Annotated in this window: 25 protein-coding genes; 7 read left to right on the forward strand and 18 right to left on the reverse strand. The window is 44.8% G+C overall.

Going from position 1 to position 26135, the window contains the following annotated elements:
• Positions 1-47 precede the first annotated feature (47 nt).
• The 7 genes from ACE4RR_RS13390 to ACE4RR_RS13420 form a co-directional block, all read right to left on the reverse strand.
• Positions 48-1253, reverse strand: coding sequence for an ROK family transcriptional regulator (locus ACE4RR_RS13390; protein WP_375535932.1), 1206 nt, complete (start codon positions 1251-1253; stop codon positions 48-50).
• Between the two features lie 166 nt (positions 1254-1419).
• A complete protein-coding gene (locus ACE4RR_RS13395) occupies positions 1420-2205 on the reverse strand; it encodes an ABC transporter ATP-binding protein (RefSeq protein WP_375535933.1) in 786 nt (261 codons plus the stop codon).
• A gap of 13 nt (positions 2206-2218) precedes the next feature.
• A complete protein-coding gene (locus ACE4RR_RS13400) occupies positions 2219-3229 on the reverse strand; it encodes a FecCD family ABC transporter permease (protein WP_375535958.1) in 1011 nt (336 codons plus the stop codon).
• A gap of 5 nt (positions 3230-3234) precedes the next feature.
• On the reverse strand, positions 3235-4284 hold the full coding sequence (locus ACE4RR_RS13405) for a FecCD family ABC transporter permease (RefSeq protein ID WP_375535934.1): 1050 nt from the start codon (positions 4282-4284) through the stop codon (positions 3235-3237).
• Between the two features lie 28 nt (positions 4285-4312).
• Complete coding sequence (locus tag ACE4RR_RS13410) at positions 4313-5260, reverse strand: ABC transporter substrate-binding protein (protein WP_375535935.1); 948 nt, start codon at positions 5258-5260, stop codon at positions 4313-4315.
• A gap of 274 nt (positions 5261-5534) precedes the next feature.
• Entirely contained in the window at positions 5535-7052 is a 1518-nt protein-coding gene (locus tag ACE4RR_RS13415; RefSeq protein ID WP_375535936.1) for an FAD-dependent monooxygenase, read from the reverse strand.
• A gap of 194 nt (positions 7053-7246) precedes the next feature.
• Positions 7247-7519: an HU family DNA-binding protein gene (locus ACE4RR_RS13420; RefSeq protein ID WP_375535937.1), complete on the reverse strand. Its 273-nt coding sequence runs from the start codon at positions 7517-7519 to the stop codon at positions 7247-7249.
• Between the two features lie 187 nt (positions 7520-7706).
• On the opposite strand from ACE4RR_RS13420, the gene ACE4RR_RS13425 reads away from it, so the two are divergent.
• Together ACE4RR_RS13425 and ACE4RR_RS13430 are read left to right on the forward strand one after the other, a co-directional pair.
• The gene (locus tag ACE4RR_RS13425) at positions 7707-7931 is read left to right on the forward strand and encodes a helix-turn-helix transcriptional regulator (protein WP_375535938.1); all 225 of its coding nucleotides are present in this window, start codon (positions 7707-7709) and stop codon (positions 7929-7931) included.
• Between the two features lie 267 nt (positions 7932-8198).
• On the forward strand, positions 8199-8696 hold the full coding sequence (locus ACE4RR_RS13430) for a small multi-drug export protein (protein ID WP_375535939.1): 498 nt from the start codon (positions 8199-8201) through the stop codon (positions 8694-8696).
• Positions 8697-8892: 196 nt separating this feature from the next.
• On the opposite strand, the gene ACE4RR_RS13435 is transcribed toward ACE4RR_RS13430, so the two are convergent.
• From ACE4RR_RS13435 to ACE4RR_RS13475, 9 genes are all read right to left on the reverse strand, one after another.
• On the reverse strand, positions 8893-9726 hold the full coding sequence (locus ACE4RR_RS13435; protein ID WP_375535940.1) for a 1,4-dihydroxy-6-naphtoate synthase: 834 nt from the start codon (positions 9724-9726) through the stop codon (positions 8893-8895).
• A gap of 1 nt (position 9727) precedes the next feature.
• The gene (locus tag ACE4RR_RS13440) at positions 9728-10375 is read right to left on the reverse strand and encodes a futalosine hydrolase (protein WP_375535941.1); all 648 of its coding nucleotides are present in this window, start codon (positions 10373-10375) and stop codon (positions 9728-9730) included.
• Between the two features lie 239 nt (positions 10376-10614).
• Positions 10615-12012 (reverse strand): dihydrolipoyl dehydrogenase, encoded by a 1398-nt coding sequence (lpdA, locus tag ACE4RR_RS13445; protein ID WP_375535942.1) that lies wholly within the window; start codon positions 12010-12012, stop codon positions 10615-10617.
• Positions 12013-12028: 16 nt separating this feature from the next.
• Positions 12029-13261, reverse strand: a complete 1233-nt coding sequence (locus ACE4RR_RS13450; protein WP_375535943.1) for a dihydrolipoamide acetyltransferase family protein — start codon at positions 13259-13261, stop codon at positions 12029-12031.
• Positions 13262-13296: 35 nt separating this feature from the next.
• The gene (locus ACE4RR_RS13455) at positions 13297-14331 is read right to left on the reverse strand and encodes an alpha-ketoacid dehydrogenase subunit beta (RefSeq protein ID WP_375535944.1); all 1035 of its coding nucleotides are present in this window, start codon (positions 14329-14331) and stop codon (positions 13297-13299) included.
• A gap of 3 nt (positions 14332-14334) precedes the next feature.
• A complete protein-coding gene (locus tag ACE4RR_RS13460) occupies positions 14335-15345 on the reverse strand; it encodes a thiamine pyrophosphate-dependent dehydrogenase E1 component subunit alpha (protein WP_375535945.1) in 1011 nt (336 codons plus the stop codon).
• A 183-nt stretch (positions 15346-15528) separates the two neighbouring features.
• On the reverse strand, positions 15529-17352 hold the full coding sequence (locus tag ACE4RR_RS13465; RefSeq protein ID WP_375535946.1) for a sigma-54-dependent Fis family transcriptional regulator: 1824 nt from the start codon (positions 17350-17352) through the stop codon (positions 15529-15531).
• 252 nt (positions 17353-17604) lie between these two features.
• Positions 17605-18429, reverse strand: coding sequence for an ABC transporter permease (locus ACE4RR_RS13470; protein ID WP_375535947.1), 825 nt, complete (start codon positions 18427-18429; stop codon positions 17605-17607).
• Between the two features lie 13 nt (positions 18430-18442).
• Positions 18443-19381: an ATP-binding cassette domain-containing protein gene (locus tag ACE4RR_RS13475; protein ID WP_375535948.1), complete on the reverse strand. Its 939-nt coding sequence runs from the start codon at positions 19379-19381 to the stop codon at positions 18443-18445.
• A gap of 92 nt (positions 19382-19473) precedes the next feature.
• Between ACE4RR_RS13475 and ACE4RR_RS13480 the strand changes: the two genes are divergently transcribed.
• From ACE4RR_RS13480 to ACE4RR_RS13490, 3 genes are all read left to right on the forward strand, one after another.
• The gene (locus tag ACE4RR_RS13480; RefSeq protein WP_375535949.1) at positions 19474-19920 is read left to right on the forward strand and encodes a MarR family winged helix-turn-helix transcriptional regulator; all 447 of its coding nucleotides are present in this window, start codon (positions 19474-19476) and stop codon (positions 19918-19920) included.
• A gap of 87 nt (positions 19921-20007) precedes the next feature.
• Positions 20008-20850, forward strand: coding sequence for an alpha/beta fold hydrolase (locus ACE4RR_RS13485; protein ID WP_375535950.1), 843 nt, complete (start codon positions 20008-20010; stop codon positions 20848-20850).
• A gap of 865 nt (positions 20851-21715) precedes the next feature.
• On the forward strand, positions 21716-22804 hold the full coding sequence (locus ACE4RR_RS13490; RefSeq protein WP_375535951.1) for a collagen-like protein: 1089 nt from the start codon (positions 21716-21718) through the stop codon (positions 22802-22804).
• Between the two features lie 140 nt (positions 22805-22944).
• Here the strand turns inward: ACE4RR_RS13490 and ACE4RR_RS13495 are convergent, their stop codons facing one another.
• Positions 22945-23139: a YwbE family protein gene (locus ACE4RR_RS13495; protein WP_375535952.1), complete on the reverse strand. Its 195-nt coding sequence runs from the start codon at positions 23137-23139 to the stop codon at positions 22945-22947.
• Positions 23140-23630: 491 nt separating this feature from the next.
• Positions 23631-24866, reverse strand: coding sequence for a S1C family serine protease (locus ACE4RR_RS13500; RefSeq protein ID WP_375535953.1), 1236 nt, complete (start codon positions 24864-24866; stop codon positions 23631-23633).
• Positions 24867-25203: 337 nt separating this feature from the next.
• On the opposite strand from ACE4RR_RS13500, the gene ACE4RR_RS13505 reads away from it, so the two are divergent.
• Positions 25204-25527 (forward strand): transposase, encoded by a 324-nt coding sequence (locus tag ACE4RR_RS13505; protein ID WP_375535954.1) that lies wholly within the window; start codon positions 25204-25206, stop codon positions 25525-25527.
• On the forward strand, positions 25524-26135 hold a 612-nt coding region (locus ACE4RR_RS13510), incomplete at its 3' end, for an IS3 family transposase (RefSeq protein WP_375535955.1). The genes ACE4RR_RS13505 and ACE4RR_RS13510, both read left to right, overlap by 4 nt.

Consider the following 26135-nt stretch of genomic DNA (forward strand, 5'->3'; position numbering starts at 1 on the left):
CGCTTTAATAATAATCGAAAAAAATTTATCATGTTCGAATCTAATTATTAATTGTCTTTAAGCTGTTTTGCTTGAAAAATATTAGACACAACTAGTGTCGCAGCTCCCAGTGCTTCACTAATTTCTCCAAATGTCGAACTGCGGACTCTGACGCTTTTGGCGGTCTCTTGAAATATTCTTTTAAAAGCGACATCTTTAACCCACGTTACATATTCATGAACTTTATTTGGCACTGTTCCTCCGATAACCACAAGCTCAGGATTAAGAAAGTTAATTTTATCAGCTAATTTTATGCCCGCATAACGGGATGAATCAAATAGAAGCTGAGAACATAAAGCATCACTTTGCAAAAATCCATATAATATGTCATTTAGTGTGAGATTATCTTCAAAAGCAGTCAATATACTGATGCTGTCATTCTTAATTTCTATTAGTGCTTTCTCAATCATGGCATTTCCAGATGCTACCGCTTCCAAACAGCCGTAATTTCCACAATTACATTTTGGTCCATTTATATCAATGGTAGCGTGACCAATTTCTCCTGCAACCTGTGAGGTTCCACGATAAATTTGGCCGTTTATGACGATGCCGCTTCCAATTCCAGAATCGACCATTAAATATAGCAAGTTACTTACATTTTTAGCAGGCCCGTAAAATAATTCACTCAGAGCCATGCAATTAGCATCTTTTTCTAAATAAATGTTTTGGGAAAAGTAGTCGGACAAAAATCGTGTTACTGAAATATTTTGCCAGGTTATAAGATTAGGGGGGTTTAGAACAATTCCTTTCATTGAATCCAGCGGGCCAGGAGCGCTTACTCCAATTCCTAACAATTGATCGTTAGAAATTTGATTTTTGTTAATGATTTCAATTAATTTATGAGCAATATCAGCAAGCACTATTTCAGGATTTTCATTCAGCTCAAACAGTTGAGTTTCTTGATAGCTGATTTCACCTCCCAGGTCACTAATAACAAAAATAATTTTGCCTACTCCAATGCTCACTCCAAGAATATAGTAATAGCTTTTGTCTACATCATATTTTATTGGTTTACGGCCGCCATTAGATACTACGTAGCCACTGCGGCAGACTAATTTCTTCTTCTCAAACTCGTTGATGATCTTACCTACTGAAGCAACTGTTAGATTTGTTAATTTAGATATATCCGACTGAGTACATTCTCCATACTGCCATAGGGTCTCAAAAACTTTTTTCCGATTGATACTTTTCATGGAGATTTTATTAATTGCCAATAATAATCACCCCCCTCGCCTCTTTTTAAATTGAATTTAAAAACTTGGTTTAAGTATAATTAATATTTCAAATTGAGTCAATAGTACAAAAATTTAGACATAATTTCGCAGGTTTAAGATACAAAAAGTCTGCTCATTTATATACAAGAGAAGCAGACGTTTTTAACTATTTGATTGTATCATACGTTACACAGACCGGTTTTCTCGTGCGCGGATCTTCAATGATCTCGGCATCGATTTGAAAAACATCCTTCAACGTTTCTGAAGTCATCAGCTGTTCGGGGCTGCCTTCTTTAATAACCCGGCCGTTGTTTAATGCGATCATATAGTGCGCAAAACGGGCGGCATGATTCAAATCATGCAGCACAAGCACCACTGTCCGATTTTCTTCTCGATTTAATTTTTCTAGAAGCTGGAGAATATCGAGCTGATGAGCCATATCGAGATAGGTGGTTGGCTCATCCATCAGCAGCAGCTCGGTTTCCTGTGCGAGCGCCATAGCGATCCAGACACGCTGCCGCTGCCCCCCTGATAAGGAGTCGACCTCTCTTCCTTGAAAGCTGCTCATCCCGGTCACTTCCAGTGCCCATTCGATCATGTCCCAGTCATGAGGTTTTAAACGGCCAAAGCCGGTCTGCCTCGGCGATCTTCCATAGGAGACCAGCTCCTCTACGGTTAAGCCATCTGGCGCAAGTGGGCTTTGTGGAAGAATCGCCAATTTATTTGCTATTTTCCGAGTTGGTGTCCGGTGGATTGCTTTACCGTCTAAGTATACTTTTCCTTTTTTTGACGGATGAAGTCTGGATATGGTTTTTAAGATCGTAGATTTTCCGCAGCCGTTTGGACCAATAATGGTTGTAATTTGGTTAGCAGGGATATCAATATTTAAGTCATTAACGATAAGTGCTTCCCCATAGCCAATGCTCAGTTTTTCCGTTGTCAGCGTCGCCACAATGAATCCTCCTCTATCTGATTTTCATCAGTAAATATATGAAATACGGGGCGCCAAGTACCGATACGATAAGACCGACTGGAATTTCTGACGGCGCAAGAATATTTCGTCCAATCGTGTCTGCCAATAAGAGCAGAAGTGCTCCCATTAAAGCAGATGCAGGAAGCAGTGCCTGATGTCCGGGTCCGATAAGCCTTCTTGTCAAATGAGGAGCCACAAGTCCGAGAAACGCGATGCCTCCTCCCGCGGAGACACATGCACCTGCAAGTGCCGCTGCCGCAATAAGCAGCAGCCTTCTTTCTTTTTCTACCGCGGTGCCAAGTCCTGCAGCCATCTGATCGCCTAAATTAAGTATGTTTAAGTGACGGGCTTTATAAATAGCGAAAGGTAAAAGTACTAGAATCCAGGGCAGTACGGCTGAAACAAATAACCAATCCGCCCCCCAGATACTTCCAGACAGCCAAATGGTCGCCTGCATAAAATCCTCCGGCTCCATGCGCAGCTGAAAGAAAAGCAGTGCTGCGCCAAATCCTGCATTTACAGCTATTCCGACAAGAATAAGCCGGATAGGAGAAATACCTTTCTTCCACGCCAGAACATAAATTAGGACAGCTGCCAGAAGGGCTCCGCTGAATGCGAAAAATGGCATGACAAACACTGAGAAACCGCCAAGGCCGATTGCAGATCCTTCCACATAATAAATGAATAAAACAACAGCAAAACCGGCTCCGGCATTAATACCGAGGATCCCCGGGTCTGCAAGTCCATTTTGAGACACCCCTTGAAGGATAGCACCGGAAACCGCAAGGCCGGCTCCTATTAATAATGCCAGCACAATCCTCGGCAGCCTAAATTCAAATAGAACAAGACTTTCATTCTCAGATCCACTGCCAAACAGAGTTTTTAAGACACTAAGCGGCGAAATTTGAAAGGTGCCCATGTTTAAGCTGACAAGAGAAACTATGGTTATCATTATCACTAAAGCGAAAGATACACTGAGAAAACGCCGGTTCCGCTTTTTTATGCCATTCATAAGCTCCTCCCCTCTCTTCGTGCAAGATAGAGAAAGAAAGGAACGCCGATTACTGCTGTGATTATTCCCGCCGGGGTTTCATATGGCGCATTTACCAATCGGGCTCCTAAATCTGCAGCTGTCAGGAGCAGTCCTCCTAAAATAGCCGAACATGGAATTATCCATCGGTAGTCCATTCCGACAAGGAATCTAGTTATATGAGGAATTACAAGTCCAACAAAGCCAATCGATCCGGCTATAGATACGGCGGCTCCTGTAAGAGCCAGAACAATTATTATACCGAGTAGCTTAACAAGCCATGTCTTTTGACCAAGCCCCTTGGACACTTCTTCTCCCAAGCTTAAAATGGTTACTGATTTAGAAATAATCATCGCTGCCACAAAGCCGAAAATCGCTACTGGGATGATTATTTTTACACTCAGCCACTGTGTACCGGCTAACCCTCCCGCATACCAGAACGTCAGATCCTGAGCCACACGAAAATGAATTGCAATGATGGAAGATAAAGCGTGCAGCAGTGTGCCAACGGCAACGCCTGCCAGAGCAAGTTTTACCGAAGTCATGCCGCCGCGTGCAAATGCTCCTGCCGAAAATACCATCCCCGCACCGAGACCGGCCCCTGCAAAAGCCCAAAACATAAAGCCCAGGTAAGAGGTAGACGGGAAAAAAGCCAGTGCCACTGCCATGGCAAATGCTGCGCCGTCCGTAACCCCCATAATTGAAGGAGAGGCCAGGGGATTTCTGGTCATTCCCTGCATAATCGCACCTGATACCGCTAGAAAGGCCCCGATCATCACAGAAGCAAGCGCCCTTGGCAGCCGGACCTCCTGAATAATTTGATGGTTTGTTATCGAGGAATCATAATGAAAGACAGCCTGCCAGACCATCTTCAAATCAACATCTGCGGCACCAAAGGATATTGAAAAAAACAACATGATCAGCAGCAGTACCATTCCTAAAGAAAGAATCAGCGCGGCACCTGCCGGTTTTCTGCGCAATTTTTGTGTTTGCTTATTCTCGCTGCCTGCTTTTGCCGATTCCACCATTATTCCATCCCTTTATCTCATCTTGAAATTACTCGGCTGTTACTTTCTCTACTATATCTTCAAGCTGACGTTCCATCATCGTCGCGTTAAAGTCGCTCCAGACAGCATTATCAACGGTGTAGACTTTTTCGTTTTCTACAGCCGGCAGTCCGGACCATACATCTTTGCTCTGCAGCTCTTCCAGCGTATTTTCTGCTGTCGGATCCGCTGCCATGACAAAAATCCGATCAGCATCCCCGACATATTCCGGTATCACTTCTTCTGATAAAGATGCTGACTCATCGAGAGAACCCGCTTTTTCAGAAGGTTCAAACTCAGCTGCATCATAGACGGTCGGGAACGTAGAAGTAGGGTACATGTACATATCACTGCCAAAAAATTGCATGACGGCGGCAGTTTCGCCTTCTTCTATATATGGTTCCATCTCTGAACGGGCCTCTTCCACACTCGTGTTGTACTCTTCCAGCCACGCTTCATGCGCGTCTTCTTCTCCTAAAACTCCAGCAATCGTTTCTAATTGCTCAAGAGCCGGTTCGCCAAACGTAAATGCTACTGTAGGGGCCACCTTTTCGTAGTTTTCAATCGCATCTTCTCCTACATAGTCAGCTGAGATGATTAAATCCGGCTCAAGTTCCAATATTTTTTCCACGTCAGCTTCTTCACCTCCGACGCTTTCGATCCCTTCGGTGATGTCATCTCCATATTTATCTAGATCATAATCAAGCGCGCCTACTGGTTTAATATCCAATGCCGTAAGTTCCCCGAAGTAATTAATGGCGACAATCCTCTCCGCATCCTCAGGGATTTCCACGTCCCGGTCGAGGGCGTCTGTGTAAAAGGCTGTTTCCTCTGATTCTTCCTCTGACCCGCTGGTTTCCACTTCCTCATCCGAGCTTCCCCCATCACTTCCACATGCGGTCAAGGCCATCAAACTAAGGAAAAGGAACGGTAGTAGTATGTAATTTTTCTTATTCATCCTGTAATCTCCTCTGTTGAAAATGATAATTAGTATCATTTAGATTATACCTAAGCATTTCTAATCAGACAACTATTTTTTCTAAAGATTTCAGAGTAAGATTAGTCTGATTGTGTCATGACGTACGATTTAGATATGATCGCCGTGCCCGCGGAAAGTGATGCGTTTGACGGAGCATATTTTGTACACTCATAATTAACAAATAATCCAGACAGATTCAGTAGAATCGTCTGGATTTTGCAATAAATAATTTACTTTTGTCTCAGCCTCTACATCAAGTAAGTGAGGTGATTGAAAAACGTCGCAGGTAATATTTCAAACGAGCAAGATTCTGACCTTCATCCGCCAGCCCAATATACCCGTCCGGACGGAGAAGATATAGTGCATCCAGCTGCAGTCCCGACTTTCTGGCTTTTTCAGAGCAGGGGAATTCGTGTACTGGGAGGTTTAATGCTTCCGCGGCATTCTTTATACGCTCTTCTGCATTACCGTAAACATGAACCTGCCAATCTCTTGAGGACAATGCTTCATAGTTGTCGTGGTGTTCATACGGCACCCAGGGCAGCCTGTCCCCTGCCTTGATTCTTCCTGCCTTTCCGCTACTGAGCGGACTGCTGCGGTATTGAATACGAATTTGAGCCAAAATATCAAATATGGCTTTTCTCACCATGTCACTATGAAACATTTGTGCGAGAACGTGTGGAAGAAACGTACGGATAAATTGACCTGCTTTGTTTCTCTGAACCATAAATTTGAATGCTTTATCGGTAGTGGCAACGAGCAGACGTGCAAAAGTGATTCTCTCTGTTTCATACGTATCGAGAAGTTCTGACGATGCTCTTCCCTGGACAACGGAGGCAAGCTTCCAGGCAAGGTTAATGGCGTCCCCGATTCCTGTGTTCATTCCCTGCCCTCCGGCTGGACTGTGAATATGAGCAGCATCCCCGCTGATGAATACTCGGTTTCTCTGGAATGAATCCGCGACACGGTGATGGACGGTATAAGCTGAAAACCAGTTGACCTTTTTTATCTGTAAATTAATGCTTCGATTAATAAATGGGAGAAGGTCATCGAAGCGGATTGTCGATGCATCTTTGTCAATTTCAGGGGGCACGACTCCTATCATTCGGTACATCCCAGTCGTTCTAACCGGTAAAATAAAACAGAAGCCTCCGTTCAGTATGCAGATATTCATATCGTTATTTGTAAAGGGACTCTCTGCCTCCACATCAGCCACGTAAAATAATTGATCATATTTTCCACCGGGAAAACTTATATTTGACTGCTTGCGGATCGTGCTGTGGGCTCCATCACAACCGCACAGATACTCATATTCTGCCTGCTCCTCGAGCCCGCTTTTCACTAAAGACACGAATACACGACTTCCATTATCTTTGTAAGAAGTAAGCTCTGTATTCCATTCTATCTGCACCCCCTCTTCCACCAATTTATTGACAAGAAGACGTTCGTGTTCATCCTGGGCAAAACTGAGAACATAAGGATAAGGACTAACCCCTTCTCCAAGGTGGCCGAGATCCAGTGTGGCTTTTTTCCTACTGGCCTGCCGGACATGGCTTTTCATCACCTTCATGCCTTTATCGATTACTTCCCCGGCTATGCCGAGCTGATGATAAAATTCCAGGATCCGCGCCTGCACAGTGATTGCGCGTGAAGAGGCTCCCGGACCGGCTGCTTTATCAATAATACGCACAGGTACGCCGTATCTCGTCAGTGACAATGCGAGAATAAGACCGGACGGACCCGCGCCGACTATTAAAATGGGAGGGCTCATCCTACTCCTCCTTTCAAAATATGTAACTTATCTATCTAAAGACGTATACGTCATTTACCCTGTTTTTCTTGAGACTACCCTGAAACTTTCTACTCAGCACCGGCAAAAGCACAAGCTCTGCATTATTCTTTCCCATGCCGGAAGGAATAAAAAAAGCTGAACGAGCAGGCCCGTTCAGCTTTTTTTTATACAAATTAATTTACTGCATTCTTGAGATTCTTACCTGGCTTAAATGCAGGTACTTTCGATGCTGGAATTTTCATTGTTTCACCAGTCTGCGGGTTACGGCCTTCACGTTCTGCACGCTCACGAATTTCGAAGTTTCCGAAACCAATCAGCTGCACTTTATCACCAGACTTTAAGGACTCTTCAATGGACTCGAGAGTCGCATTAATTGCTGCCTCTGAATCTTTCTTACTGAGTTCTGTTTTCTCTGCAACCTTATTAATTAAATCTGTTTTATTCAATGGAATCCCTCCTGAATTTATTTCTATCAGCTATTCTTTCTATATTCATAAGAAATATACCTGTTCTGGCAAGAAAAAAAACATAGAATCATTGATAAACTTTTTCATAATGTAAATAATCATTTACAAAATGTTAATTATCCATTACATTTAATGAGAAAGGTAATTATAAGAAAGGATTATAAGTATGTTAGAAAACAGGGTTCGTGAACTGAGAGCACGTTTTAACATGACACAATCTGACCTTGCAAAGCATGCTGGAATCACAAGACAAACAGTTGGGCTGATTGAAAAAGGTGATTATGCACCTTCTATTACACTCGCGTTGAAGCTTGCTGAAGCGTTCGATACACAGGTGGAGAAAGTTTTTTGGCTGGAGAAAGAAGAGAAAGGAGGATCGAAACAAGATTGAAAGAATTATACGCTCTCCTCTGACATTGATCGTCATTATTGCTATTTTAGTAAGTGTACTTTGGAAAGCTCATTACTCGACTTCTCCGGACACTGATATAAATCAATTGGTGGTCTTCGTCTCCCTCATTGGCCACTGCTTATTTATTTTGATGATTTTTATTCAGTATCGAATTGTCCCCTTTCTTCTTTTTATCGGTCTGGCGGTTGTCCACTATTTAATCTATTGGTTTGAAGAACGTAAGAATTTCAAAGAGGAGGATGTCATTTGACCCTGATTATTGCGTATGTCTTTATTTTTATACTTGCTGCCACACCATTTCTTGAAGTGGTAGGTGTAATCCCTATTGGTGCGGCAGCCGGCCTTCCGGTTATTCCCGTTACCATTTTCTCCTTTTTGGGAAACATTGCTACAATTCTGCTTCTTATCTTATTAATGGATCAGGTGAAAGCCTGGATGCAAAAACGGCGGGAAAAGAAAGGAAGAGCACCATCCCAAAAAAGAGCAGAGCGAGCCGAACGCCTGTGGAAAAAATTCGGCCTGCCTGGGGTAGCCCTTCTTTCCCCATTTCTGATTGGCAGCCATCTTGGCGCTGTGCTTGCTATGGGCTTTGGCGGGACAAAGCAGCAGATTGCTATTTGGATGACCATCAGTGTTTTTTCATGGTCGGTTCTCGTTGGTATCGGCTCTTACTACGGCATTGACTTTTTATACAATCAAACGGGACGGGAAGGATTTCTTGTAGATTTACTTGAAGTGGATTAAAGAATTGAGTTTTTCATAAATTTGTGGGCAGCCTCGGCCACAAAAAGTTTCCTTTTGTCGTATTGCGAGCGCTGCCTCCGGCAGACGACGAACGCCGGAGTCGTTAGCCCCTTTACAGTCATTGACGCTCTTTTACTTGATCCCTCTTCAAAATAATAAAAGCCAGAGCCGGAGCAGCCCCGATTCTGGCTATCAGCTATACTCTTAATCTGCGTAGATCAAACTCCGGGACGAGCCCTTCCTCCGCGGCTCTTCCTAGCAGTGACTCTACTGCCGAATAGCCGTCTTCACCAAGGTTTCTCGTAAATTCATTAACATACAGGTCGATATGCGACTCTGCTACACTCTCTGACATTTCCTGCGCGTGGTTCATCACATAGGCTTTGGAGGCATTCGGATGCTTCCAGGCGTATCCCACAGAGGTACGCACCCATTCTGCCAACTGTTGATGATCTAAGGATCGCTCAGCAATAATCGCCCCAAGAGGAATCGGCAGACCGGTGTCTTTCTCCCACCATTCTCCCAAATCCTGAAGCATAGCAAGTCCATATGTTTGATAGGTAAAGCGCGCTTCATGGATGACAAGACCTGCATCGACTTCTCCGTTCTGTACAGCCGGCATAATTTCATCAAAAGGCAAAATTCGAATCTCGCCCACGCCTCCTGGAACGTTCTGTTTTGCCCAGAGCCGGAAAAGGATATAGGCAGTGGAGCGGTCACTCGGAACGGCCACCGTTTTCCTTGAAATATCTGAGGATGCCAGCCCGGCTTCTTTTGTTAATACGAGTGGTCCACAGCCGCGGCCAAGTGCTCCACCACAAGGAATCAGACGATAATGCTCAAGCACCCACGGCAATGCGGCATACGATATTTTCATAATTTCCGGTCCTTCTAAATTTGCTGCCCAGTAGTTGGTTTTATCTATATCAGCATAAGTGACATCTATTTTCGGTGCTCCAGGCACAATGCCATGGACCAGTGCGTGAAATACAAATGTATCGTTCGGACATGGAGAAAACGCAATCTTCATATTAAAAAACCTCCTGAATAACACTTCCTGCTTTTTCTAGAGCAGCAAGCGCCTCTTTTATCTTCCAGTTGGCCCTGTCGCGCGGGCCGACAATGTTAGAAATGGTTCTCAGCTCCAGCACGGGAACATTCATTAACTGGCATGCAGCAGCTGCACCATACCCTTCCATCGCCTCAGCCGCCGCTCCCGGAATACGTTCCTCCAGTTTTTCTGCGGTTTCCGTGGTTCCGGTAACCGTAGAAGTAGTTAATACAGGACCAATCTTCACAGTAAGCCCAGCTTCGTAAAGACCCTCACAGAGCATTTTAGTTAACCTGGTGTCACACTCGTACCGGCTTTCGCCAAGCTTTAGCTTCTCAAGACTTTGAAATCCATCCGCTGACTCCGCTCCTGCATCTGCCGCCCAGATTTCATTCGCGACGACAATAGAACCAGCTCCTGCTTTTTCTTTAAATCCCCCGGCGATGCCGGCATTGATCACCATACGATATGTATCCCGCTGCAGCTCCATCATAGTACTTGCAGCAGCCTGCGCCTGTCCCACTCCCCCTGCTTTCACAAGAAAGCGCGGATTATCGCCAATCCCTTGTTTCAGTGCACCACTTTCTGCATCCACAGCTGTTATGATTAATATTTTATCCGTTTCCATTACTTGAGACTCCTTTATATCTCTTATCTGTGTCCTATTATGAACCTTTACTTACAGAAGAGCAAAAAGAAAGCGTCCGGATACTTCCGGCGCTTTCGAGGCGATTATGTCGGTTCAACGAGAATTTTTATTTGATTTTTTCCTTTGCTGAAGCTCGACTAGCGGGCGGTTCTCCTATTTCCTCAATTCGAATATCTTTTTCTCCGTACCATCGAGCTGCTTTCATTTCCACTCTCCTCTCACATACTGTGAATAGGAACTCCTAGTGTTTTTTCTGCTGCTTCCATAATGCTCTCTCCAAGCGTCGGATGTGCATGCACGACCAAAGAAATATCTTCGGCTGTAAGCTCTGACTGTACGCAGACAGCGAGTTCATTTATTAATTCAGGAGCGCCTTCCCCTGCCGCTTCGGCACCAAGAACAGTTTGATCCTCCCTGTTTACGACCAGCTTAACAAAACCCTGCGGAGAGCTGACAGTTAACGCACGCCCGTTGTGAGACATAGGAAAGATTTGGACTTCCACGCTGTATCCTTCATTGTGGGCGGCTTCTTCGGACAATCCGACAGCGGCAAGCGGCGGTTCGGAAAAAACTACAGCTGGTATGACGTAATCATTTGCATCGACCACACCGCCATCCAGTGCTTCTGCAGCCATTTTTCCTTGAAGAGATGCCCGGTGCGCAAGCGCTGGTCCCGGCGTCACATCTCCAATCGCAAAAATATGAGACTGATTCGTCCGGCATTGACCATCCACTGGTATAAGACCGCTTTCTTCGCAGTTAATTCCTGCGTCCACCAGTCCAAGAGAGGCCGTGTTCGGCTTCCTCCCGACGGTGACCAGCACATAGTCCGCCTCTAGACTTGATTTCTCTCCACTCTCTTCCCAATATAGCTTTACCCCTTCTTTTTTGTTCACCACAGAATCAATAGCTGTCTCCGTTTTAATGGAGACATTTCTTTTTGCTGCGAGCTGCTGATGAACGATATCTGCCATATCAGAAGAAAAGCCTGGCAATATCGAAGACAGCCCTTCGAAGATTGTGACTTCAGTGCCAAAGTTAGCAAACATTGTACCAAGCTCGATGCCAATATACCCTCCGCCTATAATCGCCAGTGAAGATGGTCTTTCCTTGAGAGAAAGGGCCTCCGTTGAGGATAAAATCTGCTCTCCAAATGGAAAAGCAGGAATACTTAATGGAGATGAGCCGGTTGCAATAATACAGGAAGAGAAGGTCATTTCTCTGTTTTCTCCTCCTGTCAGCTGAACTGTATGCTTGTCTATAAAAGAAACTTCCCCTGTTATTATATTTATCTTCCGGGCCTGCAGCAGACCACTTACTCCTTCGGTCAGCTGGTTTACGATAGACCCCTTCCATTGCTGAAGCTTTTCAAAATTTACTGCCGGCGGCTGAAATTCAACTCCTGTCTGCCCGGATTTTTCAGCAATAGCTGCATAGTGACTTGCTTCTATTAATGCTTTAGAAGGAATACATCCAACATTAAGACATGCGCCACCGATGTGTTTTTTTTCTACTATCGTAACCTGCTTTCCGAGCTGTGAAGCCCGGATGGCCGCCACATAGCCTCCTGGGCCGGCTCCAATAACAAGAACATCCGTATGGGGTGTTGATGTCATCCTTAACGCCTCCTTTTTACAGCAGCATGTAGTACGGATGCTCAAGCTGATTAACTACTTCATTCAAAAACCTGCTCGCTGGATCTCCATCAAGGACGCGGTGGTCAAAGGTCAGGCTCAGCGGAAGAAATTGCCTTGCGCGCACTTCTCCATCCTCTATAACCAGTTCCTCCTTAAAGGAGCCTGTGCCTAAAATTCCTGCTTCCGGAGGGTTCAGAATTGGGGTGAAATACTCGACTCCTGCAGAACCGAGGTTTGTTATCGTAAATGTTGATCCTTTCATTTCATCGTTGCTCAGCTGATTATCCCTCGCTTTTTTACTTAACGAATGAATAGTTTCCGCAAAATCTAACACCGATTTTTTCTGCGCGTGAAATAACACCGGCACTACAAGGCCGTTTTCGAGAGAAGCAGCCAGTCCTAAATGAATATGCTTAAAGGTGTGGATTTCCCCTTTGATATAAGCGCTGTTTATAGAGGGATGTACTTTCAATGCATTGACCACGGCCTTTGCAATAAAGGCTGTTACCGTAAGGGGAAACTCCGTATCTCTTTCCTGCATTTCCTGCTTTGCCTGCTTTTGCAGCTTCAATAGTTCGGTTACATTTGCTTTTTTCATTAAGGTCAGCTGGGCACTTTTCTGAAGGCTCTCATGCATCCGCTCGGCGATAACTTTTCTCATGCCCTTTACGGAGGTTACTGTCGAGGCATTTTCTGTCTCAGGAGACAACTGCTTTTGTTCCGGCTCTTCCAGGGTTGAGCCATTCTCCACATGCTGCTCTACGTCCTGTTTAGTAATTCTTCCCTGTGGACCGGTGCCTTTCAACGTTTCATAGTCTACGTCGTTTGCTTTCGCAAGTTTTTTTGCTGCCGGTGAAATTTTTATTCTTCCACCTGCAGCAGACGGTTTATTCTTTTTTTGAATAGAATTGCTGTTGGGAACAGCTGTTTCCGGCGCAGACTTCGTTTGTGAAGCTGTACCGGAATCACTCTCGGTATTCACTGTCTCCCCTTGTTCTCCAATATAAGCAAGAGTTCTTCCCACTTTAATCGTGTCGTCCACTCCTGCAAGAACTTCGATCAGCACTCCTTTTGCAGGTGCTTCCAGCTCATTCGTTATTTTATCGGAACTAATCGTCACGATCGGCTCGCCCTTTTCGACAGGTTCATCCTTATCCTTCAGCCACTCCACGACGGTGCCTTCCTCCATGCTCATTCCAAACTTAGGCATCACCACTTTCTCTGCCATGCCATTCACACTCCTTTTGTGTCAGCGTTATTAGGTCAGCTAGCGACAATTGACTCATCATCTATTAATTCTGCGACTACTTGCAGCACCTTTTCCGGAGAAGGTAAATATGCATCCTCGAGCGATGGTGAAAATGGTACAGGGCTGTGCGGCGCGGTAATCATTTTAATCGGAGCATCGAGAAAATCAAACCCTTTGTCTGCTACCATTGCAGAAATATCTGTCGCCGCATTGCAGCGCGGATTGGCTTCATCAATTATAATAAGCCTGCTCGTTTTTTGTACTGATTTTAAAATAGTACTCTCATCTAATGGAGAGAGACTGCGCGGATCCACAATCTCGGCTTCAATTCCTTTTTCTGCAAGCTTTCCGGCGGCTTCAAGTGCGGTTTGAACCTGCTTGCCGATTGCAACTATCGTCAGGTCCTCCCCTGCGCGTTTAATGTCCGCCTTACCGATAGGAACGGTATAATGCCCTTCCGGCACTTCTCCTTTTACGTTATACAGGGTTTTATCCTCAAAGAAGACGACGATGTCATCATCTTCTATCGCGGAAATCAATAGACCTTTTGCGTCCGCAGGCGAAGAGGGAACAACGACCTTTAAGCCGGGAATCGCGGTGAACATGCCATATAGACTCTGTGAATGCTGTGCTGCTGCGCGGAACCCGGCACCGTGCATCGTACGGATGACCAGCGGCACCTTGGCATGGCCGCCAAACATATATCGAAGCTTTGCGCCTTGATTCATTACTTCATCGAGACAGCTGCCGATAAAGTCATTAAACATCAGTTCAGCTATCGGGCGCATGCCTGTAGCTGCTGCACTGACTGCTGCTCCTACATAACCCGCTTCCGCAATCGGCGTGTCCAGTACCCGGTCTCTGCCAAATTCCTGAACGAGTCCCTGAGTGACACCCATGACGCCACCCCAGGCTTCTTCGTTCTGTAAATGATCAACCTCCGCACCGCCCGCGATATCTTCTCCGAGCAGAATGACATTCTCATCTCTTCTCATTGCTTCCTTCATCGCTTCATTAATTGCTTCAGAAAAGGAAAGTTCTCTCGCCATTTTTTATTCCTCCCCGCCTGAAATATAGTTAACATACACATCAGTCGTTAAATCATCAATTTCCGGCATTGGACTTTTTTCTGCAAATTCAACCGCATCGGCGACCGCCTGCCGCACGTCTTCATCAATTTTATGCAGTTCGTCCTCTGTGACAGTTTCACTCGATAATACATGCTGCCGAAAGCGGATGATGGCATCGAGTTCTTTCAGGTGTTCCTCGCGCTCTTCATTCGTCTTATACTTCTGGGCATCCCCTTCAAAATGACCATAATTCCGGTACGTCCTGCATTCAATCAACGATGGACCTTCCCCTTTTCTCGCCCGTTCCACCGCACGCTGGGCAGCTTCATAAACCGCCATAGTATCTTTGCCGTCTACTGTTTCACCGGGAATATTATATGAGGCAGCTCTGTCAGCAATCGATTTACAGCTCGAAGCATATTCAAATGGCGTTGCTTCAGCATATCCGTTATTCTCAGCGACAAAAATAACAGGTAAATTCCAAATGGCTGCCATATTAATGCCCTCATGAAAAGTTCCGTGATTATTTGCTCCGTCTCCAAAAAAGCAGACAGCCACACCTCCTGTGTTTTTCAGTTTGGCCGTTAAGCCTGCCCCCGTAGCGAGCGGAAACCCTCCCCCGACAATACCATTAGCTCCGAGCATCCCTTTACTGACATCTGCAATATGCATTGAACCGCCTTTTCCCTTGCAGAGTCCCGTCGATTTTCCGTAAATCTCTGCCATCATTCCTTTTAAATCACAGCCCTTTGCGATACAGTGTCCATGACCTCGGTGTGTGCTTGTTATGCTGTCTTTGTCATCTAAATGGGCGCATACTCCGACAGCAACAGCTTCTTCTCCAGCGTATAAATGTACAAATCCAGGAAGTACTCCTTGACTGAACGTTTCATGCACCTCATCCTCAAATCGGCGGATTTCTGCCATTTTCTGATACATCCATTTGGCTTTTTCGGACGTGATCATCTGTTTTTTCGCTTCCGAAACTCCCATGTGTGACAACCTCCTTTAAATAGGTAACGACCAGAGGGTGAGCCTCCGCGTTCGTTCTTTTATTAATCATTGCAAGTTTTATGCCAAAAAGAAAACGCTTACAAAGTAAGCGTTTGAATGACATATTAGTTATCAACTTGATAAGAAATGAGACATTGTCTCACTTTGTCCCGTACTGTTTCATTAATTGAGATCATATTTCTTCAGCTTTCGATAAAAAGAGCTGCGTGGAATTCCAAGCTGCTCTGCAGCAGGAGATGCCCTGCCCCCATGCTGGCGGAGGGCTTTTTCAATATAATCTTTTTCCATCTGTTCTCTCGGGGAAAATTGCACCTTCGTCTCCCTGGCATCTTCAAACGGAGACAGATTCTGAACATGATTAAGAACACGATGCGGTGAAGGAGATTCTCCCCTATATTCTGCATGAAGACCTTCAAGTGCGTTAAACAATTCACGGATATTGCCCGGCCAGTGATAGGATTGAAGCGCAAGCACTGCCTCTTTTTTCCACACCGCCTCCCATCCCTTTTTTTCAAAATAGTAATCCACCAGCGCTGGTATATCCTCCCTGCGTTCCTGCAAAGATGGGAGCTGCAGAGGGTATACATAAATTCGATAGTAAAGATCCTCCCGGAAAGTTCCTTCTTTTACGAGTTCGCCAAGGGAGCGGTTCGAAGCGGTCATTAATCGGAAGGATACCGGAACGGGCTTCGTACCTCCAACTGGGACAACATGTTTTTCCTGCAGAACCCTAAGAAGCACCACCTGCATAGAGGGAGAAATATCACCGATTTCATCTAAAAACAGTGTGCCGCCATCAGCCTGCTGCACTTTCCCATCATAGCCATATTTTCTTGCTCCCGTAAATGCGCCAGCTTCATAGCCAAACAATTCGCTTTCCAGTAGATTTTCTGGTACGGCTCCACAGTTTATGGCGACAAATGGGGCGCCTGGGCTTGTGCTTTCATGAATAGAGCGTGCCATCACTTCTTTTCCAGTCCCCGTAGCCCCTGCTATATGAATAGTCACCTCAGAGTGGACCGCTCGTGCTGCTTTTTCCAGTACAGCTTGAAATACTTTACTAGGCCCGCTGACGCCCTGATAATGTAGACTCTTTCTCCAGCCGCTCCAGTTCGATAGGGCAGGTGCCTGCTGATAAGGAATCCAATAGCCGATAACGTCCTTTTGATATTCCGAATAAATCGGATTTTTACAGGCTACGTCAATATTCTTCCCCAATTTATCATTTAGTTTTATGTCCAGCCTGTCCTCTAAATAAGGGGAAAAATAGACAACCCGGTGATTCCGGTTACAGAGAAGAAAGGGGGAGCTGTTTTTCACCTTTTCCTTTAATACATAGTTAAGGAGGGCAACTTCCTCATCCTTCATCATCTGCTTGTATTTGTGCTCTATCGCATAGGCTGCAGAGACAACCGTTCCTAATAAATGTTCATGATAACCCGGGGCATACTGGCTGGAAATATCGAGTACCCCCAGTATTTCTCCATTTTCATCCCGGATCGGTGATGCAGAACACCCCCAGCTCTGCGAAGCCACTGAAAAATGCTCCGGTCCGTTTACCGTAATTGGCTCCCCTATCGATAGTGCCGTACCGATAGCGTTTGTGCCCACCTGCTCCTCGGTCCATTTTACCCCTTCCATAAAATTAATACTTTCTGCATATGCTTTAGCTTTCGCTTGTCCAAGCATCCTCAGCACATACCCCTCTCTGTCAATTAAGAGAAGTATGACACTTGTTTCAGCATACATTGATGACAATTTTTCCATAAACGGCTCCGCTAAACTTAACAGGCGGTGATTGTTTTCCCGACGTTTTTCAAGGGCGCTTTGTTCCAAAAGCATTGTCCCTTTTCCGTTATAAGGGTCCACCCCGCGCTTTCTGCAGTGAAACCAGGACGATGCGATTCTTTTGTTCATCCGCGAGGAATCCAATGCCCCTTCCCTCACAAACCTCCGCCAATTTTCCTTTGTAACCTGTTCATTCATTACTGATTTGTCACCTCTTTCAAACGCATCAGATACGAAGAGACAGTCTGCTTTTCTTCTAATTATAAATGATAGCGCTTTCTTTTTATATAAGAAAAAGATAAGCATCCTGGCGTTACAAACATTTTAAAAATAAACTTCCTTGAAGTGCAAGTAAAAGCCTGCCGGGCGATCGGAAAACAGTTCATTTTAATAGAATAGCGGATCTCATGTCCGCACAATTCATCGGGATCATCTGATTTAGCAGCAGTCTCAGGCATTGGTTCTTCGAAAACTTATGGTGGCTAAAAGAATAAGTATTATAGTAAAACAGAGAATGAATATAATTTCTTCAAATATCGTAACCTGTCTTCCAAATACACTCAAATTCAAACCCATTGCGTCCCGGACCAGTGGAGAAAGACTTTCTACATCTATCATAAGCTTTTTCATCACATCGACTCCGTAGGTTACAGGGTTTACTTTGACAATGACGTTCATCCAGGACGGCATGTTGTTTACCGGGAACAGCGCTCCTGATAAAAAAATCATAGGCATTACCAGCACCTGTACGATTAGCTGAAAGCCCTGGGTCGATTTTAAAAAGCTCGCAATCAGCAGTCCGAGAGAAGAAAGAGCACATGCAAGGAGGAACATAAACGGCAGCACCTGCAGGATAGAGACGATACTATAATTTATCCCGAGAAAAGGAATCAGCAGGAACATCATCACACCCTGCATAAAAGCGACAGATGAGGCTCCAAGCATCTTGCCGACCGCAATATTCACTCTGGAAATCGGCGAAACAAGAATTTCTTTCATATATCCAAACTCTTTGTCCTGAATAACGGATAAAGAGGAAAATACGGAGGTCATCAGGAGAGTCATTGCTACAATGCCCGGGAATACAAATTCAACGTAATTAAAATCCCCCGCACCGTTCATTCCGCTCCCAATCAAGCTCTTCATCGTTCCGCTCATACCGCCGCCAAATATTAATAAAAACAATATTGGCATTGTGAATGAACCAAATAGTCTTGCCCGGTCTCGAAAAAACTTCGTCATATCGCGATACCAGATCGCATAAATACCTTCCATGCTGTTTCCCCCCTCACCCTTCGTTCTCTGTTTGATGAATATCCCTGCCGGTAAACGTAAGAAATACATCATTCAGTGTCGGCTTACGAATATTTAAGCTCTGAATCGGCAGTTCAAGCTCTTTTATCAGTGTAGAAATAACCTCGTCACTGCTTTTTACTTTTAACCGGATCACACCGTCCTTTTCATATGCTTCAATATATTCGACTCGTTCCTTTATTTTCTCAAGTGCTAGTTTATTATCCTCTGTCATTAACTCGATGATGTCACCGCCCACTTGTTTTTTCAGTTCGCGCGGTGTGTTAATGGTTATTATTTCGCCATGGTCCATTATGGCAATCCGGTCGCTGATTTCAGCTTCATCGAGATAATGGGTAGTCAGAAACATCGTAATGCCCTCTTTTTCTTTCAGGCGCAGAATATATTCCCAGATGTGCGCTCTCGTCTGCGGGTCCAGCCCGACAGTCGGTTCATCAAGAAAAAGAACTTTTGGATAATGCAGCAGGCCCCTGGCAATTTCAAGCCTTCGTTTCATCCCGCCGGAAAACGTTTCTACCCGCTTTTCTTTATTTTCCACAAGATCAACAATCTCGAGCACCTCATGGATGCGTTTACTTCTTTCCGACTTTGGTACATTGTAAAAGCGGCAGTGTAACAGTAAATTCTCTCCCGCTGTCAGCTTTTCATCGAGCGTGTTTTCCTGAAAAATAATGCCGATGCTTTTTCTCACTTCATTTCGCTGCTTTTTCACGTTATATCCATTAATGTGAATGGAACCGCTCGTCGGTGCAAGCATCGTACAAATCATATTAATAGTGGTACTTTTCCCAGCGCCGTTTGGTCCCAGAAATCCAAAGATCTCCCCCTGTTTTACTTCAAAATTAATATCCTTCACCGCATCTAAGTCTTTATACGTTTTCTTTAAATCGCGGACCTCTATAATATTAGACATACAATCACCTGAGCTTCCCCTCGATAGTTATGATATCATAACTATATTATTACCATTGCTGTGAACAATGTCAATTTATTAAGGAGTGACTAATGAAACAAAATAATAGAAGAATGATCGCTGAAGAATTGCTTGCTATTTTCCCGCTGATCAATAAAAAACTATTTCCGCCTGTTCATACTCTGCCAGACAGCAATTTGAATATTACTCATTTTTTCATTTTAAAGACACTCGAAAGAGACGGGGCGATTCCCACAACCGAAATCGGGAAAAAGCTTTCGATTTTAAAATCGAATCTCTCACCGCTTGTAAATAAACTAAAGAGTATGGAATACGTAACAACCTGCACGGACGAGAAAGATCGCCGCATTAAATATATTCAGCTGACTGCTAAAGGAAAGGCTTTTTTAGACGAGAGAAAACAGATGCTGCAGGATGAAATCCAGCTTCGGCTGGCGCCTCTTGATGACAATGATCTAGAAACGTTAAGCCAATCTGTGCAGCAGCTTGGTTTCATTATTTCTAAGCTCGAAAGCTGACGAAAGACCTTTAGAGAGTGTACGGCTGTTTTTGAATATGTGAAACTGTGGTAAACTTAAGTATATTGTCGCAGGGGGTAAGCGTTTATGAAGTCGGCTTTACGTAATATCAAGAAAAAATATATCGTTCTCGGTTTCGCTTTTTTCTTGATGACAGGGTTTTTTTCTCTGTCTGAAGACAAGCCCACAAACTCCCAGTCAGCTTCCGAGCTGACCCCGACTGTATTTGTTCATGGATTTAAAGGCGGACCGCAGTCATTTGGGACAATGATCCATCGCCTTGAAGAAAAAGAGTGGGGATCGGAAGGGATGGTTTTTCATATCTCCGCCGATGGAGATATACAGGTAACAGGAGATTTTTCGGGAAAGAAAAACCCCTCCATCCAGATCCTTTTTGAAAATAACCGTGCCAGACTGGCCGATCAAACCATTTGGCTGCAGGAGGCCATGACCATGCTGCGCAGCACCCATGATATTCAACAAGTTAACCTTGTCGGTCATTCCATGGGGGGACTTACTTCTACAAATTATTTACTCAATAATGAAGATGGCAATTATCCCGAGGTTGAAAAGCTTGTGGTCATGGGAAGTCCTTTTAAAGGAATTCATATGGAAGAGTATTTTGAAGTGAATTATGGAGAAGCAACGAAAGATCTGCACCCACAGTCAGAAGCACTGACATCTATGGTAGATAATAAAGCACGATTTGATGAAGAAACTCTGGTCCTTGCGATTGCCGGCCAGACAACGATAGAGCCTGCTACCGACAATCTTGTCACGGTGGAAAGCGCCTTTGGCATTAGGGACATCGCCCGAACTGATCAATATTCCGAAGAGATGTTTCGTGATAAAATGGCAACTCACTCTGGCCTTCATGAGCATCCTGGAGTCGACAAAACGGTAGCTGAATTTTTATGGGAATCAAAATAGCACAAGTGAAGCAAACAGACTTAATAAAAACTGAACTCCCCTCCAGGTAGACAGATTGTCCTGGCGGGGAGTTTGTTTTTTGTGGCAAAAAGTATGTTTATTTTTGAAGAAATAGTTGGAGAAATAGATTCAACCAGGTAAAAGCTCACCTCATAGTTTTCAAGGACCCGGCTTCTCTTTTTTAGACAGCTATAATTTTATAAGAACCCTAGTTTATCAGCCGCCGCCAACCTTTTAATGTTTCATATATTACAGAAAGGAGAGGATGCCAATGAAAAGAAAATTAGCAGTAAATAATTTCAGAGGTTCGAGAAAGAATTCAAAGAGAAAATGTAACCACAACTATTATGAAGATACTTCTCTAAAAAAAAATTGTGAGAAAAAGGTTGCAAAGTGTATAGAATATAAAAAATGTTCATGTTTAGGACCGCGTGGTACTCACGGGCTACTGGACCGATGGAAGCTAATGGATTAAGAAAATTTGGGCTATAGTTTTAAATTCAAGTCACAAATTGCAGCGAAGTACGGTTTCATTAACTATTAACGGGGCTGTAACAAAAGTCATTTACAATAAGAACATGGAGTGAGGATGAGTCCAATCCTCACTCCATTTTCATGCAATTTCATGAAAGACAAATATTACATTCTTTGAATGAGAAAACAGATCCAATGCGTAGTCAAAATGCGAAGACTCCTGGTCGCCTTACGCTACAATCGAAATGTCGTGTTTTATATTCAAAAAAGCACTTATGAAATTGATTCAACTTTTATATTAAAAACAATCAGCGATTTTATAAGAATACTAGTTTATCAGCCGCCGCCAACAATCTAAAGTTTCATATATTACAGAGAGGAGGATATGCCAATGAAAAGAAAATTAGCAGTGAATAATTACAGAACTTCAAAAAATAACTCAAAGAGAGAATGTAACAATTGTCATGAATATAGTTCTGGAAAACGAAATTGTAAGAAAAAGGTTGCTAAGTGTATTGAAGTTGAAAAATGTTCATGTTTAAAGCGAGGACCGCGTGGACCACGCGGTCCTCAAGGACCACAGGGGCCAATCGGACCTACTGGGCCTACTGGCGCCACTGGCGCTGATGGTGCTACCGGGGCCACTGGACCGGCTGGACCGGCTGGCGCCACGGGAGCTGCTGGCGCTGATGGCTTTACCGGAGCCACTGGACCGGCTGGCGCCACAGGTGCCGCTGGTGCTGATGGCGCTACCGGAGCCACTGGACCGGCTGGCGCCACAGGTGCCGCTGGTGCTGATGGTGCTACCGGAGCCACTGGACCGACTGGACCGGCTGGCGCCACAGGTGCCGCTGGCGCTGATGGTGCTACCGGAGCCACTGGACCGACTGGACCGGCTGGCGCCACGGGAGCTGGCGCTACCGGAGCCACTGGACCGACTGGACCGGCTGGCGCCACGGGTGCCGCTGGTGCTGATGGCGCTACCGGAGCCACTGGACCGGCTGGCGCCACAGGTGCCGCTGGTGCTGATGGTGCTACCGGGGCCACTGGACCGACTGGACCGGCTGTTGGATTAACCGAATATGGTTATATTTATAATTTCAGTGCACAGGTTGTAGCACTTGAAGCCCCCGTGCTTTTTGACACGACTGGCGTAACAACACCTGGAATTACTCATACGCCGGGCACCTCCGACATTAATGTAACTACTGCGGGAGACTACGAAGTTACGTTCTCGGTTTCTGGAGTAGAGCCGAACCAGTTTACACTATTTTTAAATGGTGCACCGGTCGCAAATACTGTTTATGGTTCTGGTGCCGGTACTCAGCAAAACTACGGTCAGTCTATCATTACTATAGCAGCAGGTGATGTTCTTACTTTGCATAATCACACCTCTGCTGCTGCAGTTACGCTGCAGACCCTGGCTGGAGGCACAGTAGTAAACGTTAACGCTTCTATTGTAATCAAAAAATTAGATTAGACATTATAAGGAATAGGGAGGAGGAGAAATTCACCTCCCTCCTTTTCTATACATAGACTCTCGGTATTCAAAATCTGTTTATCCTTCAAGCTTTTTACTTGACTGGTGGGAAGCAGTTCTATGATTACCGTTCTGCTTTTTTATTTTACAATATGTTTTACTCGCCCTACCTGGCCATCCTCTAACCTCACCTTAATACCGTGGGGATGATTCGCCGATTTTGTCAGCAGGTCTTTTACAACACCCCTGGTTAGCTCTCCTGTCTGTTGATCCTTTTTTAACACTATGTCTACTTTATCACCTGGTTTAATCTGATTTCGCTTCTGTCCATTCACTTGGCCTTTCCTCATTTCCGTTGTAATTCTTGTATGTAGTTATCATACCACGCTCGTAAATGTATTTACCATATAGTGCGTAAGTGTCAAAAAATCCACACCTTTGAATGAAGATGTGGATCTCTTATACTAACTAGAAAAGATAGAGAGGAATCATGTTCATCTGGCATTCCACCGCCTCCTTTTTAGTTAGCTCTGTTATACGTGATTGTTTGATTGTAGAAAAATCTGCGAGACTCCTATGGGACCAGCGTCGGCCGAAGATCATCGGGTGATTTTCCCGAGGAGCTGAGGCGGCGCCCTTGGAAAACGAGCGGTTATTTTTCTAAATCATCAATAAAAGATAACAGAGTATCTATTGAAGATAAGTAAAGTATGGCACCTTCAAGAGCTTAAAGAAGTGTGTTTGTTTTGACGCTTACTATAGTGCAATGAAAAACCAGGTGCGGGAAGGGGGTGGCCCGGCACCTGGCGGCAGATTACAAATCTATTTAAGCATTGTCTTCACTTTCACCTAAAGACAATGTTATTTTTTGTTTTTCTCCATCCCGATAAAGGGTGACGTCCATCTCTTCATCTGCTTCTTTATGAGTGTATAAATATTGACGCAGCTGCGCGGTTGTTTCGATCACTTCACCATCCAGCTCCGTAATGACATCCATTTCCTGCAGCCCGGATTCTGATGCAGCTGAATTCGGCTGTACTCCTTGAATTACTGCCCCGGTTGTCACATCCTCCGGCAGATTCAGTGGCTGCTGGTATTGCTGGGGAATAGATGTTAAATCTAGCAACTGAACTCCGATGGACGGCCGGGCTACCTCTCCGACGTTTTCTAAGTCTTCAATAATCGGCAGCGCGCTGTTAGCTGGAATGGCTAAGCCGATACCTTCCACGGCGCTTTCGGTAATTTTCATGGAATTAATTCCGATAACCTGGCCTTGAGAGTTGATTAGAGCACCTCCGCTGTTCCCTGGATTAATGGCAGCGTCTGTCTGAATGACCTCTGATTCCCAATCATCAACTCCGTCCTGGTTAACATCCACCGGTACGGATCTCTCAGTACCGGAAATAACACCCGTGGTGACGGAACCTGAGAATTGCTCACCAAGGGGGTTGCCGATCGCAATAACCGCTTCACCAGCTGTTAAGGCAGAAGAATCACCAAATTCAGCAACATTTCCAACTGCCTCACTGTCCATCTTTAGTACAGCCAGGTCCGTCCATACATCAGCACCGACAAGCTCTGCTTCTTTTTTCGTTCCATCAGACAGTGTAACTTCAATCTGGTCGGCTCCATCTATAACGTGGTTGTTCGTTACGACAAAAGCAGAATCCCCTTCTTTCTTATAAACGACTCCCGAGCCGGCACCGGCTTCCTGACCTTCTCCTTCTTCCGTATCCTGGGATTGGCCGGGAAACATTCCGTTCTGAGAATTATTTTCTTGTATATTCGCTACCCCGACTACTGCATCCCGTGACTTTTCTACAGCATCTGTAACATCAGAATTCACATCATAGGAGACAGTTTCTGTGTTGGCACTCGCTTCCTGATCCGGGCTCCTGTCCTCTGCAGCATCTGTAAAAGGAAGTTGTGAGCTGAACATAAATACAACTACCGCCCCAGCTAGAAATCCTGCGAAGCTGGATAGAAAATAACCACTTTTTTTCTTTTTATCCTGAACTGCTTCCTCTCTTTTTGATCCTCCATAATTATTATAATAGCCCACGGGACTCACCCCTCCTGTACGTTTTCCTTTCGTTGTTTATAGATTACTCGTTAATTATGATCAAACTATGAACAAGGTGTTAAACTTTTTCGTTAAAATGTGAATAAAGTAAAAAATGACTGTGAAAATTTATACGGCGTGGTAGACGCGGACAGGAGATCCGTTAATTTATTTAAATTAGATAATTTCTAATGATTGGCGGACATTAGGTTCGCTAATTGCCTAAATGGAGCGGTAATTGGCATTCATTTTGGCCAATAGCGGAAGTCATGCTGTTAGTATGATTGGTAGACACCTCTATAACGGAATGGCATCATCATACCAAGGAGGGGTTCACATGGGTGAACAACGGCAACGTTATAGTGAAAAATTCAAAAAAGAAACGGTTCGATTTGTCCAGGAACAACGACAAAAGAAATCGATGACAGATATTGCGGAGGAACTGCACCTTCCATCGAGTTGTCTGTACGAATGGATGAAGCTGTACAGGGAATTTGAACATGAACCAGTGACCAGTGAAGAACGTTTTCGTCAAATGGAACAAGAGCTGCATAAAAAGGAACGGGAATTACAGAAGAAAGAGCGAGAAATCGATGATTACAAGGAACAACTCGCCATTGTAAAAAAGGCGGTGCATGTCTTCAGCAACCAAAAATCGTGAGGTTTTGTTTCATCGAAAATCATCGCTCCACATTTTCGGTGAAGAAGATGTGTAAGGTGTTAAAAGTCTCCCGGAGTGGTTATTTCAAATGGCGGAATCATAAGCCCAGCCGGCAGGAACAGTGGAAACAGGCGATTCAGGAACGGATTACGTATCATTTTCATGATTCAGAGAAACGGTATGGCAGCCCGAAGATCACCCATCTTCTGCGAAAGGAAGGGTATACGATTTCCGAGCGGACGGTAGGGCTGTACATGAAGGCGCTTGGACTGCGTTCCTGCGTCGTGAAGAAATTCAAGCCGGCCACCACCGACGCCAACCATAACCAGCCAGTCGCTCCCAACCGGTTAAATCAACAATTTAAGACAACAGCCCCGAACAAAGTCTGGATGGCCGATATCACGTACATTCCCTGTCGGGAAGGAAGATTGTATTTGGCAACGATTCTTGATCTATACACCCGGGAAGTGGTGGGATGGCGCTTATACCGTCATATGAGAAACCACCTGGTGCTGGATGCCCTGGAAGACGCGCATGAAGCGAAGAAGCCGCCCGAAGGACTGCTTCATCACTCCGACCGAGGCAAACAATATGCCTCGCATGAGTAC

The organism is Alteribacillus sp. HJP-4 (assembly GCF_042139015.1).
In the GTDB taxonomy this organism is placed as follows: Bacteria; Bacillota; Bacilli; order Bacillales; family Marinococcaceae; genus JBHIKY01.